Below are 13,460 nucleotides of genomic sequence, written 5' to 3' on the forward strand. Positions count from 1 at the left end.
ATCATTTCGTCAGTCGCGATTCTGGTCGACATGGCGCAGGACCGTGTCCGCTTCCGGGCGATCCAGCCAGTCGGGACTGACCTGCAACCAGCGCACGATGCGTCCGGCGCCAACGAGCAGGAAAGCGGGCTGGGGCAATTCCCAACTGCCCGTGCCAGTCACTTCACCGATCCAACCGGACGGCGGCGGCGACGGGCGGTGATCGGGCTGGAAATTGATATGCAGCAGCCGCGCCAGGCCATTGTCGGCATCGGTCGCGACATGGAAGGGCAGATCATGCCGCGCCTTGATTTCGCGCAGGAGAAGGGGCGGCTGCGGACTCAATGCCACGAGTGGGACGCCCCATTGTCTCAAGGCAGGAAACAGCGCTTCCGCATAATGGGGCAAAGCGATGTTGCAGGCCGGGCAACCCGCATAGCGAAAGAAGACGAACAACGCAGCACCATCAGCGGTGAGCTCGTCCAGGCTCAGCGTGTCGCCGTCCACCTCCACGAAGGACAAGGGTGGCAACACCGTACCGGGCTGGGCCACGGCGGCGGGATCGAAACGTTCCAGCAACTGGTTGCGTTGCCGCGCATTGCCCTCAAGCTGAGCGGGGGGCCAGCTCCTCTCGCGCTCCGCCTGCAGGGCGGCATAGCGGGACTTGAGCGTTTCGTTGACTGTGGTGGCCATGATGATCTCCTTCGCCGTGCAAGCCCTTTTTGGCGATGGCTGCGGAGCGCCGCCAATGAGACTTGGCCCGTCAATCACGAAGAATGTTCATAGATCCATTTTTCGAACCCAGATAAGCGTCTGGGTTTTCTGTCGAATCCTAAAATTTTGGTCTTATACCAGTGTCTTAAGCGATTCGTCGAAAAGAAGGAGCTGGACCCGGCTGGCCCTAGCTAGATCGGGTGTGTCACCTCTTTTATCGCGATTATGGCTCGCCGGTAGACCGACAGGAATGCCGCATGAAGAATAGGAACGCCTTCCCTCGATACCGACGGTATCTCAAGGAATTGGTCGAGGAGAGACAAAAGGCAGAGTACCGTAGACCCAACCCGACCGATATGCTGACCTAAACAAATCGCGCCCCTAATTTCTGGAGATACCCCGAGCCGGCAAGATCACGTGTGGAGATTGCCCAATTATTTTCGAGGTAGCGCCCACCGAAATGAACTCCGGTGACAACCCCGGTTGCGAGATCCACGAGACAGCTTCCACTGTTTCCCCCGAGCGTCGAACAATCGTGCAGATAGGCCTGCATCGATGCTGACCAGTCATTAAGCAATCCGGGCTGAAGGCGTTTCACGTCGTAGACATTGCCGAAGATGCTTTGCATCACCGCGGGGTCATTTCGGCGGGAATCGAGTGCGGGATAGCCGATCACATAGCTGGTGCGACCCGGACCGAGGGGCACGCCGCCGCCATCAAGCGGAAGGGCCGGAGCCACGCTGCTTGCAACCTCGAGCAGCGCGACATCAAGACTGTTGTGGACCGCGATGATTCCACCGACCGGCGATTCGCGCGGCACAATTGTGCCTATCTCTTCCGCGAAATCGACCCGGGCGCTGATTCCCGGATCCATGATCCAATGGCCGGGCGACCGCTGCTGGGCGAATTCCTGGATGACATGGCGGTTCGTGGCAAGCACGCCCGGCGCCACCATGAAGCCTGTCCCCACCCAGGACAGCGAGGGATGGCCAGCCAGTTCGATCCGGCCGACAGAAGCAAAATTCGCCTGGATCGCGTCACGATAAGCCTCCAGCACTTGCCAGGTCGGGGGAGGCAGATCAAACCGATCGGAACGGATCAACAGCGCGGGCCGACCGACTGTCACCACGATCGATTCCAGACCTTGAAGTTCGTCCGGTCCCCACGCCTCCGGCATTTCCTTGTCGAGGTTCGTCAACAACCTTTGGCCGATCGCGATCGATCGCCGAACGGGATCGATATCCTCCGGCAGGGAGCCCCCGACAATGGCCTTGGTGGCCACCTCATGTGTGTTCTGGAGGGAAGCTTGAACGCGGTCGATCCCCACCGAACGGATCAGTTGCAGTGCCCGTTGGGCGCGTTGGGCGATGACAGTGGGGTCAGTGGGTATCGACATGGACATCACTCATCTCCCATTGGAGGGATATAGCGCTTGCGGGCGGTCGGCGTGATGAGCACCTCGCCGTCATCAGGCGCGGGCTCCAGCGACCCTACGGGCACGTCCGGCTCATCCGGGTAGGGCGGGCGCCGGGCGAAGGAAGCGACAAATCGTTCGCTTGCAAGCGCGGCGAGGCGCTCCGTGCCGAAGACGCGCAGCCAGGCGACGATTTGATCAACCGCCGCCTCCGCGCCGCGCCGCAAAGTTTCGGGGTCGTAGATGCCCCCGGTGGGAATGGCCTGCCGCAAAGGTTCGAGAAAATAGAGTTCGCTGGCGAGCGGCTCGATCAACGCCGCCCAACTCTGGGCAAGCACGCCGATAGTCAAATGGAGCGAGAAATCTTCGCCCGCGACCGCGCAATGCGGTACGCCGCGCGGCAGATAAAGGAGATCGCCGGGCATCAACGCAACGTCTCGCACTGGCCGAGCCCTTGCCACCTGCGCGGGCGAAAGGTCGATGCGTGGCACCGGCTGGGCGACGATGGGCTCGAACAGACGAAAGCGTTTCAGCCCCTCGATCTGCAGGACGAGCACGTCATGGGTATCGTGATGGATATCCAGCCCCTGCGCGCTGGGCGGTGACAGATAGGCAGAGCACTGCACCGGATGACCGAAACGGGCGGAGAGCGCGGCGGCAACGCGCGCGAGCGCGGGGAGGCGGCGGTCGAGTTGCTGGAAGACGATCGTGGTGCCCTGATCGAACAACCGATGGACACGGGCCGGATCGGTCGTCCGGATCGGTCGGCTGGCACGATCGCCCGGTATGGTCCAGACCTCGGGCGGGATCACCCTAAGTCCGCCCGGACCGGAAACGACAAGGCGTATCTCGTCCTCGTCGAAGGACAGCTCTCCTGCGCTGACCAGCGACCAGAGACTGGCGGCCGAAGGCGCTTTCGCTAACGTCGCGCCATGGAAAAGCCGCGCGCGCCCCTCCCTCTCAAGATCAGCGAAACGATCGCCCCCGAGCAGTCCGAGTTCGATGCTCCGGCCCAGTTCCACAAGGTCAGGATCGGCAAAGGCACGGGGCGGGCGGGCGACAGTGCGCTGGTGCTGTTTCAGTTGTTGCATAGCTCCTCGAGCATCGGCAGATAGAATGGCAAGGGCATAACGGGCGCCTCTGGAACGAAGGCATAGCGATCCCATTCCCCGGCGAACCTGCAGGCCAGCGGGAACCATGGCTCACCTGCATAGTCGGCGGCTCGTGAAACCGGCCCGTTGGCATCGGCCAGCTCAAGCAGCCGGATATCGTCATGCATACGCACGGTCCAATAGGTTTCGTGGCTTACGAAGGGTGCGATCAGTTCGGCCGAAGCACAACCATGCGCCGCGGGTTGGGATAGCCGGCCGACATCATGCATCAGCGCGCCGAAGACGAGATCCGATGCGGCACCGGCGCGACGGGCCAGCGCGGCGGTTTGCAATGCGTGCTCCAGTTGGTTGACGCCGGGATTGATCGACAGTGTTTCGGAACGCAAGAGCAGGCCGACAAGCTCATTCATACGCCGCCTTTTCGTCTCTCGCAATTTCACCGCAAGCTCCTGCTAAAAGGGCGTCGGGGCAGGATTGCCGCCAATTCGGCTGACGCCGCGCACCGGTTCGGACCCATGGCAACCCGGGATGATCACACGCACCACGGTAACCCCAAGAGCGGCGACATCGGGGGTGGTGATATCCACCACGACCGCATCGGGGATGCGCAGCACCAACTGATCCCATTCGGCAGGGATGGGCGGTCCCCGGAATCGGCCGGATCCCGCACACCAATGGTCGCGCACGGCACGCAGGTTCGGATCGCATGCATGGCCGTGCCGGGCTTCCACGCTTTCCGAGCTGGATCGACCGACCAGCCGATCGAGCGCCCTGGCCCCAAGAGCCTCCAACGCCGCGACGCGCGCCGCGTCCTGAACGGTCCAGCGAGCGGCAATTCCCGCGGTGCATAGCGGAACAGTCGGCGATTCCAGGAACGCACTGACGACCGGAATGCCATGGCGGTTATCGATCTGGACGAGCCGAAGGGCCGCCGATCCGGTGAACGGACTCGGCAGCGATCGCCGTGCGCCACCGAAGCGCCATGCGCGGATGAAGGCGTCACGCTCCAGCACCTCATGCGTGGCATGAACGATCGCGGACTTCCGGTCGGATCCTGCCGCCAAACCCTCCGAACCGCCCCAACTGCGACCTGGCTCATCATCGTGACAGGGATAAGGAAAGAAGGTGGCGCTGGCCTGCACCCAGCAAAGGGCGTCGTCGATGAGCCGCCGTCCTCTCACCCAGCGTAATCGCTGGTCGGCGCCGATGGGTTCGCCAGCAAAGCTCACATAGCTGGGAATGATATGGTCTTCCCCCAAATCCCGTGCGGCGCAAATCGGGAGGTCACTCGGAATGAAGCTGGCGCAATAGCGTTCCAGCACTTCACCGATAGCCGCTTGCCGAGCCCGTTCGGGCTGGCCGAAGCCTGCTCCGTCGATGATAGAGGGAAGCCCGCCGAGCGGCGGCAACCGGCAGGGATGGGCAAGGGCAAGGATGCAGGCTTCCCCGTCCGGTCCCTCTTCGGGCTGGCTTTCCACACGCCCGACGATTCCCACCAGCGGATCGACCGCGTGGTCGAGCGACAGTCCGGCAGGCGGCCACCAACCACGCATGCAGATGCAGCCTGGAACCGGCAGGAGCAGATGCGACCGCCAGCCCTTGTCACCATGGGACAGCATCGTGCCGCAGGCCGTGCCGGCGGCGCGCAGCGTCTCGGTCGCCTCCCTGAAAAGCGCTGGCGCGCAGGCATCGATCGCAGCGGTGCTCCAGGCATGACCCTGGCTCGCGAGCCGGGCATCGACGCACCGCTGGCATGGTTGCCCGGCGCCCTGCAACGGCCCGAAGAGCATGGTCCCCTGGGTCAGCCGCCGCAACGGGATGTCGCCGCTCGCGTTGTCGGTCGCCGGGATCGGGGATCGGTCAGCCAGTAACATGGTTCGGCTCCGCTCCGGCCATGACCGCGTCCAGCCCCTCGAACAGCGGCGAAAGGCCGCAGCAGCGTCCATCGCCATGGAGACCCTTCGCCACATAATCCTCATGGGGGCACCAGCCGCGGCAATGCTGCCACCAGGCACAGTCGCGCTTTGCCTGGCTGGCCGCATGGGTCTTTGCCATCAACCGGCGTGCGGGCTCGCCTCTCGCGACAGTCTCAAACCGGTCCCATATCGTGCCCAACCGATAGTCGGCATCGCCAAGAAACTTGTCGCAATGGCTGATCGAGCCGTCCGGCTCGATCGAGAAATAATGCCCCACGCAAAAGCCCTGCAATTCACATGTGGGCGCTTCATCCCCCGCCAATGCAGCCTGAGCGGCATCGATCTCGCGGACCGAGAGCGTCGAGAAATATCGCCGGCGCGCCACTTCGACATCCAGGAGGAAACGGCAGAAGGTTTCGGTCGGCAGCGTGTCTTCGGCGCTGGGCACCTGACCTGCCGCAGGCCGCATTGGTAGCAGCGCGATCGCACTGATCCCTTCGTTCTGCAGCCATTGGACCAATCGAACGGCGCCTGCCTTTACCAGTGCGGGCGAAACCACCATCAGCACGCCATTGAGCACGCCGGCGGCCCGCAAGCGCGCAATCGCCTCGCGCACGATCTGACTCGACCCCATGCCCCCCACCGTCAGCCGGGTCTTGTCGTGGACTTCGGGCGGACCGTCGAGGCTGACCGAGCTTACAATGCCATATCGGACCAGCACATCGACCAATGCGGGCTTCAGGCGCAGACCATTGGTCTGCATCCGCGTCAGCACGGTAACGCCCGGCCCGCGGTAGCGCGCTTGCAGAGCGAGCAGCTTGATCAAGCCGGTAGGGCCGAGCAGCGATGGCTCCCCGCCATGCAGCACCACATGGATGCGCCGGGCATTAGCGTCGGCCGTCAGCCAGCGCATCGTCCGTGCCAACACCGCAAAAGGCATGGCTGCTTCGCGGCCGGTACGCCAGTCGTGGCAATAGGTGCAGCGCAGGTTGCAGTGCCTGGTCACCTTGACGATCCCCGTCACCGCGCCACGGAGTTGTGACGGGGGGAACTGCGGTTCCGCTTCCATTTCGGCCAGGGCGGCAAGTTCCAGCGGCGAGAACAAGACGGACTCGGGATAAGTCGCCAGCCCCGCCAGGGGATCGAGCGCGCGATCCATCACGACCTGCATAGCCGCGCGCAGCGGACCGGCTTCGGCAACGGCCTGCCATAGCGCCTCCACTACCCTTGGATCGCTGCCCGGCAGCGTCGTGCGAAGCGTCGCGATGCCTTCGCCACCAGTCAGTAGCGTCCGGTCGATGGCAAGTTGCGCGCCCAGCCGGTCGTGCAGATGGCCGAGCGGTCGGCTGGCTTCGGCCAGTCCAGCTCCCACCGGACCCAGCCCGCCAAATCGCGCGCGGGCGGCTTCCAGTGCTTCCTCGCCGATTGGCAGAACGGTCATGCCCGTCTTCCCTCGCGGCGATAGGGCAAGGCCAGGGCGAGCAACTGCTCACCGTCGCGCATCGCCAGGCCCAGCGCGCAAAATTCGTCGATAATGATGTCCATGCGATCGGACGGAGCCTTACTGTCGGCAAGCAATTGCTCCACGGTTCGCGGGATGCGTGTCATTGCGCGATAAATTTCGGCGGCATCCCCCTCATAGGTGAAAACACCTTCCCTACTCGGATCGCGCAGATCATCGATCTGAAGGAATCCGGGCGAATAGTGAAAGTCTAGACGCGGAAGGCGGGACGAGCTCCATTGCTCCTTCCATTCGCCAGAAACCTCCGAAAGCGCGGCGTAGCTTTCCGACGACACATCCGTCTCCAGATCATATTCGAAGAAATAGGCGGCACGGGACAGATCGACCGCATTGGGATAGACGCCCGCCAGACTGGCTTCGGGTATCGGTGGACTGACGTCTTCGCCTCGCCTCTGGAAAAGCGGACTGAATCGCTCGAGCCAGATACGGCTCACGCCGATTGGCGGCTGGAGATGCCAGAGATTCCTCGCCAGCTTCGCCTGATCGAGATAATCCTGGTCATGTTCGCCAGGGAAACCCCAAAGCAGGTTCCAGGAAACGTCCATGCCCAGGATAGCGCTCCAACGCAGCAGATTGACGTTGGCGATGGCGCGCACGCCCTTGTCCATGAGCCCCAGCACATGCGTGCTCAATGACTCGATGCCAGGTTGGATCCGGCTGACCCCGGCGGCCTTGAGGCGCTCGAGATGATCCGGCAGCAAGCCTGATTTGACCTCGTAGAAGATGTCATAGGAAGTTCCCTGCTCTGCGAGATCGGGGAACAAGGATTTATGAAACTTCATGTCGGCAATATTGTCGACGGCAAAGAGTCGGTAGCTGCGATAACGCCGCGTAAGGGCCGCGAATTCATCGCGCACCCGGTCGGATGACTTGGAACGGAATGCCATCGACTGCCCGTTCAGGCCACAGAAGGTACAGTGTCGTCGCTCTCCCCACCAGCAGCCGCGCGACGTTTCGACCGGCAAGTCGACATCCAGACGCGCGCCGGACGTCAACAGACCCAACCGATGCGCGCGCTCGAAATATTCGTCATAGTCGGGCAAAGGCAGCGAATCGAGGTCGCGCAGGACTGGCAGGCGTGCCGTGCGGTGAGGCTGTCCATCCTTCAGGAAGATGAGGTTGGGAACTTTATCAAGAGGCTCGGCGCAGCCTATCGCGTCCAGCAGACGGGGGAAGGCGACATCACCCTCTCCGCTGACGATGATATCAATCTGCGGCGCCGCCTTTACCCATTCCTCCCCCATCTCTCCGTCGAAATTGGCGCCGCCGGCCACGATCGTCGCCTGCGGAAAATGCTGCTTTAGCAGCCGGGCCATGGCGAAGCAGGCCGTATTCTGCTGGAACGTCGAAGTTAGTCCGAAAAGCTGTACATCCTGCCAATCCTGTGCGGCAATCTGCTCGCGCAAAAAGCGCTCGGCCCCACCCTCGCGGAAGGCGAGTAACGCGGTAAGGCTTGGGCCATCCACACGTTGCAGAACATCACCCAGAATCTTCCGATATCGTTCGATAAATGGCGCTCCATCCGGCGCGGTGTCGGGAAAGGCGGCGCGCGCAAACAACCAGTCGCCCAGAGAGGTCGACCTGTGTTCGGCTATCGCATCATAGAGAGGCTTGCCCAGTCGCGCCGCAAGTTCAAGATTGAGATGCGCGAGCGTGACGTGGTGCCCGCCCTGACGCGCAATGGCCCCAAGCAGGCCGAGTTGGATCGACGGACGACGAAATGAAGCCCAGGGAAGGTTGATGAGCGCCACATTCAAGGCGGACGCTGCTTTTCCGCTTCCCCGGCCTTCATCTGCCGCGTCCGTTCCGGCCGAGACCGATGGATCGCAAAGCATCGGCTTGACTCGTCAGCCGAATCCGCCAGCGCCAGTGGAAACGCCAAATCCACCCTTAGCGGTGGCGCCGAGGTCGGCGACGCTGCCAAGCGCATTCCAGCGTCCCCGGATCATGGCGTCATCAAAGGCCGCACCCTTGCCCAGATCCTTGCTCCAGTCACCGTGAACGCAAGTAAAGTCTCCACCCACTCCGATGCTGTCGGATACTGGTCCGGCTCCGCCGCCAAAACTGCCTACCTGTGTATTCGTGAAGCTGCCAATGCTCTTGAGACCATCGCTGAGACGGACCTGGCTGAGCGAGCCGCTGATCTTGATCGTCGAATTCACGCCACCCAGCGCCGGAGATTCTCGTAGCCCCGCGCGGTCATAAGTTGCCGCAGCTGCTCCGAGCACCATCAAAAGGACGGCCTTTTCCTTTTCTCCGAGCGTTTTCTCGAATTCGTCGAGTTTCGTTCCGAGGCTATCCCAGTCGGCCTGCGAAATATTGGCGCTCTGTTCGGGCACTGTGCTAGAGGAAATGCCACCGCGCCCCTCCAAGATGCTCACTATCCTAGCCAGCGATGTTTCGACCGCAGACAGTCTCTCTAAAACGGATGCATTGGATCCAGATGAACTTTTGTCAGTCTTCTCGGCCATGTGGGCTCTCCTCGCCAAATAAGAACTGCGCGCAAAATTATTTCGAAAAGCGCATAGCGCGTTCCGATAATAGTTTACTGCTATCTCAAACAGAAGTTCGACAATACCGTTATCCAATATTGCTTATTGGCGACCCTAACTGTCTCTAGTTTTTATTGTAGATATCGATCTCAATCAATATTAATATAAGTTTCATTAATTATTTTTTATTTTGCAAAATATTATTGGTTAATATATTAACTTTAATTATTATTACCATCTTGGGCGACGAAAGATTGATGGCGCTCAACATTCTTTTTCTGGTCCCCGGGGTAGTCCTAATAAGGGTCAACATCCCCGGCCTCCAGCCCTGTGTTGCCGACATGTTACCCCTTGCGCTTGTCCTCATTATTCCTTATTTTGTGGACAGAAAGGTGGCCTTATGTCCAAGTCCATGACTTTAAATGTGCGCGTCAGCGGTTCTCTCAGCGACTTTGTATCCGCTAATGTCGGAGATGCGGGTGCCTATGAAAATGTGAGCGAATATGTTCGCGATTTGATTCGTCGTGACAAGGAACGGGTCGAGAGCGAACGGTTGGCGCTCCTAAAGGCCGAGTTGACCGTCGCCTTTGCCGTGCCGGAAAGCGAATATGTGTCGATTGATGCCGACGCGATCATTGCGCGTAATGCTCGCAACTGAGCCTCATGGGAAATTATCGCGTACAGCATGCCGCCGGCCGCCGGATAGATGACATCTACATCTATACACGCGAGAGATGGGGACAGGATCAGGCCGAACATTATATTCGCGGCCTTTTTGCTCGCTTTGAAGACATTGCCGCACGCCGCATTGCGTGGCGGGATGTCCCTCGGGAACTCGGCGTCGAAGGCTTCTATTGCCGATATGAGCGCCATTATGTCTATTGGCGTGCCTTGTCCGACGGTGCCGTCGGTATCGTAACCGTTTTGCATGAGCGCATGCATCAGATCGAGCGTTTCCGGGAGGATGCACCGAATTGATCCATCCGCCGTCTCGGGTTGGATTTTCCGTGATCATCCGATGAGCCACAGCCCAAACCGTCGATCCACGATCAGGAGCGCAATTTCGCCGCTAGAGCGTCGCCTTTGGGTCGGCTTACCCGACTGGCGAGGTGCGCTTAGGCCTGCGCCATGCCGCTCGATGGCCAGCTTCACCCGCACATGAGCGGCCAGCACTGACGCTCTGACATCGCCGGCGGCCTGGCGCTCGCCGGCTGGCTCAGCTCGTTCTTGAGTTGGCGCATGGTATTCATCATCTGTGGCCTTCCGGGCGTGCTGTGGGCTCTCCTCATTCTCGTGACGGTGAAAGAACCCTCCCGTGGCGCCGCCGCCGTCCAACCAGCCGACAACGGCCGCTCCTCAGATCGATGGCCGAACTCTGGAAGCTCAAAAGCATGCGTATCCTGCTGCTGATGGCGATGTTCGGCTCCTTTAACGGCTATGCGATCCTGACCTGGTCCCCGGCATTCTTCATCCGCCTGCATGGACTCACGGCGGCGGAGCTGGCTCCGCGCATCGGCGTAGCTACGGCAACAGGTCTGTTTCTGGGCAATATCATGGCGGGGCGCATTTCCGATGTGCTCGGCGCGCGCGATCTGCGCTGGTACATGCGCGTCTCCGGCTTTGGCTCGATCCTGGCCGTACCTTTCCTGTTTGTCTTCTTGTTCTCGAACAACGTCTACGCCGCGCTCGCCGGCCTTGGGGCGACCCAGTTGCTGCTGACGACCTTCATGCCGCCGCTCTTTACCATATCGCTGACGCTGGCTCCGGTCAGATTACGGGCCACGACTTCCATGATGATGGGCATGGCGCTCTACGTGGTCGGCCTGTCCTTTGGCCCGCTGATCATCGGGATGCTCAACGACTGGCTGACCCCGGCGGAAGGCATAACCGCTGTGCGACATTCCCTGCTGATTGTGGCCGCCACCCTGACGCTGTGCGGGCTGCTATCATTGTTGGCGAACCGCTGGATCGTCGCGGATGCGCAAGCCGCGACGGCCACGCGACAAATGACATGAGTTCATCCTGAGCGGCTTCCAACGGATTTGTTCCGAAGCTATTCACAAGGCGCAAAAACTCTTTCCGCCTCGGTTGCGCGAGGGGGCATTAGACCAGTGCGGACGCTTCCTCGCCGCCGTCGATCGTCGCATCCTCCGGGCCAAACAACATGTCAATATGCGAAGCGCCTCGATGCTCGCCTTCAGTTCGTCGGGATGCGCCATCTGGGCACCGATGGCAGCGGGCAACCCATAGCAATGACAAGGTGGGCACGGTTCATGGCCATATTGGCTTCATAAGTCCCGTGCAGCCCCCGGTGCCGGACGCGGCACCGCGCAAGCTATCGCAAGCAGGCTTGCGTAGCGAGGGACAGTGGATCATCGCTGTCCCGGGGCTGCGTGGATGATCCCGCTCGGAAGCCGCCGGTCATCCCGCAACAACGGCCGGATCAGACCCGCTCGACCGCCAGCGCCAAACCCATTCCCACGCCGATGCACAGCGTCGCGATGCCGCGCCTGCCGCCCGTTTTCTCCAACTGGTGGACCAGCGTCATCGCCAGCCGCGCGCCGGACATGCCGAGCGGATGACCCAGGGCGATGGCGCCGCCATTGGCGTTCACGTGCGGCGCATCGTCGGGCAGGCCCAGGCCGCGCATCCCCGCCAGACTTTGACTGGCGAAGGCTTCGTTGAGTTCGATCGCGTCGAAATCCCCGATGCCGAGGCGGAGGCGCGTCAGCAGCTTCTGCGTGGCGGGAAGCGGGCCGATCCCCATGACCCGCGGCTCCACGCCGGCCGACGCCATGCCCAATATGCGGGCGCGGGGCGTCAGCCCATGGGTTCTGGCCGCAGCTTCGCTTGCCACGATCATGGCAGCGGCGCCGTCGTTGATACCCGATGCATTGCCCGCCGTGACGGTGCCATGGGGGCCGAAAAGCGGCTTCAGCTTCTGAAGCGCGTCGATGCCGGTGTCGGCACGGGGATGCTCGTCGACCGCGAACTCCATTGTCTCGCCGCCTTTCCTGCCCGGCACGGAAACCGGCATGATTTCTTCGGCAAGAAAGCCGCTCGCCTGCGCAGCACCGGCGCGTTGCTGGCTGCGCAGGGCGAAGGCGTCCTGATCCTCGCGGCTGATGCCATGATCCTGCGCCACATTCTCGCCCGTGCGCGGCATCGTCTCCGTGCCGTAGAGCGCATCGAGCGCCGGGTTGACGAAGCGCCAGCCCATCGTCGTATCCTCCAGCTTCTGGGCGCGGCCGAAGGCGCTGTCCGACTTGCCCATGACGAAGGGCGCGCGCGACATGCTCTCGACGCCGCCCGCGACGGCAAGGGCCATTTCGTCGCTACGGATCGCCCGCGCCGCCGCACCCACCGCTTCAAGGCCGGACGCGCACAGGCGATTGAGCGTAACGCCCGGCACCGTATGAGGCAGGCCTGCCAGCAGCAGGCTCATGCGGGCGACGTTGCGATTATCCTCGCCGGACTGGTTGGCGCAGCCATAGAAGACTTCCTCGATGGCCGAGGCGTCGAGACCGGGATTGCGCTCCAGCAGCGCCTTCATCGGCATCGCCCCCAGATCATCGGCGCGAATCCTGGCCAGGCCACCGCCATAGCGGCCGATGGGGGTGCGGACGGCGTCGCAGATGAAGGCTTGCGTCATCCGAAAATCCTTTCAGGCGGCGAGATCGAGCGACAGGCCGGTGAGACGGCGCAGCTCTTCAAGGGTGAGACCATCGACCAGTTCGGTCGCGCGCGCACCCTGCGGACCTACGTCGAAGACGGCAAGGTCGGTGTAGACACGCGACACGCAGGCAAGGCCGGTGAGGGGGTAGGTACAGCGTTCGACCAGCTTGGGTTCGCCCTGTTTGGTCAGCAGTTCCATCATGACGAAGGTCTGCTTGGCGCCGATGGCAAGGTCCATCGCCCCACCGACCGCGGGAATCGCGTCCGGCTCTCCGGTGTGCCAGTTGGCAAGGTCGCCGTTGACGGAAACCTGGAACGCCCCCAGCACGCAAATGTCGATATGGCCGCCGCGCATCATCGCGAAGCTGTCGGCATGATGGAAGAAGGCGCCGCCGGTCAGCAGGGTCACGGCCTGCTTACCCGCGTTGATCAGTTCCCAATCCTCTTCGCCGGCGGCGGGTGCCGGCCCCATGCCGAGCAGGCCATTCTCGCTCTGCAGGAATATCTCGCGTTCCTGCGGCAGATAATTGGCAACCTTGGTGGGGAGACCGATGCCAAGGTTCACATAGGCGCCCTCTGGAATGTCGCGCGCAACGCGCTGCGCCATCTGGTCACGATTGAGACGGTTCATGGAAT

The 13,460-nt window shown here is 61.9% G+C and carries 13 protein-coding genes; 3 read left to right on the forward strand and 10 right to left on the reverse strand.

Annotated elements, in window-relative coordinates:
• Nucleotides 1–9: 9 nt before the first annotated feature.
• The 8 genes from VVT58_RS19930 to VVT58_RS19965 form a co-directional block, all read right to left on the reverse strand.
• Nucleotides 10–672: a peroxiredoxin-like family protein gene (locus tag VVT58_RS19930; protein WP_327753978.1), complete on the reverse strand. Its 663-nt coding sequence runs from the start codon at nucleotides 670–672 to the stop codon at nucleotides 10–12.
• A 385-nt stretch (nucleotides 673–1,057) separates the two neighbouring features.
• A complete protein-coding gene (locus tag VVT58_RS19935) occupies nucleotides 1,058–2,089 on the reverse strand; it encodes a serine protease (protein WP_327753979.1) in 1,032 nt (343 codons plus the stop codon).
• 5 nt (nucleotides 2,090–2,094) lie between these two features.
• Nucleotides 2,095–3,198, reverse strand: coding sequence for a JmjC domain-containing protein (locus tag VVT58_RS19940; protein WP_327753980.1), 1,104 nt, complete (start codon nucleotides 3,196–3,198; stop codon nucleotides 2,095–2,097).
• Nucleotides 3,186–3,629 carry an HD domain-containing protein gene (locus tag VVT58_RS19945; protein WP_327753981.1) on the reverse strand — a complete coding sequence of 148 codons (444 nt, stop codon included), beginning with the start codon at nucleotides 3,627–3,629 and terminating at the stop codon, nucleotides 3,186–3,188. The genes VVT58_RS19940 and VVT58_RS19945 overlap by 13 nt, the downstream gene beginning before the upstream one ends.
• A 42-nt stretch (nucleotides 3,630–3,671) precedes the next feature.
• Complete coding sequence (locus VVT58_RS19950) at nucleotides 3,672–5,093, reverse strand: YcaO-like family protein (protein WP_327753982.1); 1,422 nt, start codon at nucleotides 5,091–5,093, stop codon at nucleotides 3,672–3,674.
• Nucleotides 5,080–6,576 carry a radical SAM/SPASM domain-containing protein gene (locus tag VVT58_RS19955; protein ID WP_327753983.1) on the reverse strand — a complete coding sequence of 499 codons (1,497 nt, stop codon included), beginning with the start codon at nucleotides 6,574–6,576 and terminating at the stop codon, nucleotides 5,080–5,082. Before VVT58_RS19955 ends, VVT58_RS19950 begins: the two co-directional genes overlap by 14 nt.
• On the reverse strand, nucleotides 6,573–8,408 hold the full coding sequence (locus VVT58_RS19960) for a RiPP maturation radical SAM C-methyltransferase (protein ID WP_327753984.1): 1,836 nt from the start codon (nucleotides 8,406–8,408) through the stop codon (nucleotides 6,573–6,575). The genes VVT58_RS19955 and VVT58_RS19960 overlap by 4 nt, the downstream gene beginning before the upstream one ends.
• 96 nt (nucleotides 8,409–8,504) lie before the next feature.
• Nucleotides 8,505–9,128, reverse strand: coding sequence for a hypothetical protein (locus VVT58_RS19965; RefSeq protein ID WP_327753985.1), 624 nt, complete (start codon nucleotides 9,126–9,128; stop codon nucleotides 8,505–8,507).
• A 421-nt stretch (nucleotides 9,129–9,549) separates the two neighbouring features.
• On the opposite strand from VVT58_RS19965, the gene VVT58_RS19970 reads away from it, so the two are divergent.
• The 3 genes from VVT58_RS19970 (at nucleotide 9,550) to VVT58_RS19980 (ending at nucleotide 11,164) form a co-directional block, all read left to right on the forward strand.
• Nucleotides 9,550–9,807: an addiction module antitoxin gene (locus VVT58_RS19970; RefSeq protein WP_327753986.1), complete on the forward strand. Its 258-nt coding sequence runs from the start codon at nucleotides 9,550–9,552 to the stop codon at nucleotides 9,805–9,807.
• Nucleotides 9,808–9,812: 5 nt separating this feature from the next.
• Entirely contained in the window at nucleotides 9,813–10,127 is a 315-nt protein-coding gene (locus tag VVT58_RS19975) for a type II toxin-antitoxin system RelE/ParE family toxin (RefSeq protein WP_327753988.1), read from the forward strand.
• Between the two features lie 296 nt (nucleotides 10,128–10,423).
• Nucleotides 10,424–11,164 carry an MFS transporter gene (locus VVT58_RS19980; RefSeq protein WP_327753989.1) on the forward strand — a complete coding sequence of 247 codons (741 nt, stop codon included), beginning with the start codon at nucleotides 10,424–10,426 and terminating at the stop codon, nucleotides 11,162–11,164.
• A 428-nt stretch (nucleotides 11,165–11,592) separates the two neighbouring features.
• Here the strand turns inward: VVT58_RS19980 and pcaF are convergent, their stop codons facing one another.
• Nucleotides 11,593–12,801 carry a 3-oxoadipyl-CoA thiolase gene (gene pcaF / locus VVT58_RS19985; RefSeq protein ID WP_327753990.1) on the reverse strand — a complete coding sequence of 403 codons (1,209 nt, stop codon included), beginning with the start codon at nucleotides 12,799–12,801 and terminating at the stop codon, nucleotides 11,593–11,595.
• Nucleotides 12,802–12,813: 12 nt separating this feature from the next.
• Nucleotides 12,814–13,455 (reverse strand): 3-oxoacid CoA-transferase subunit B, encoded by a 642-nt coding sequence (locus VVT58_RS19990; RefSeq protein WP_327753991.1) that lies wholly within the window; start codon nucleotides 13,453–13,455, stop codon nucleotides 12,814–12,816.
• Between the last annotated feature and the right edge of the window lie 5 nt (nucleotides 13,456–13,460).

The sequence above is a fragment of the Sphingobium sp. SJ10-10 genome, from assembly GCF_036038995.2.
Classification (GTDB): Bacteria; Pseudomonadota; Alphaproteobacteria; order Sphingomonadales; family Sphingomonadaceae; genus Sphingobium.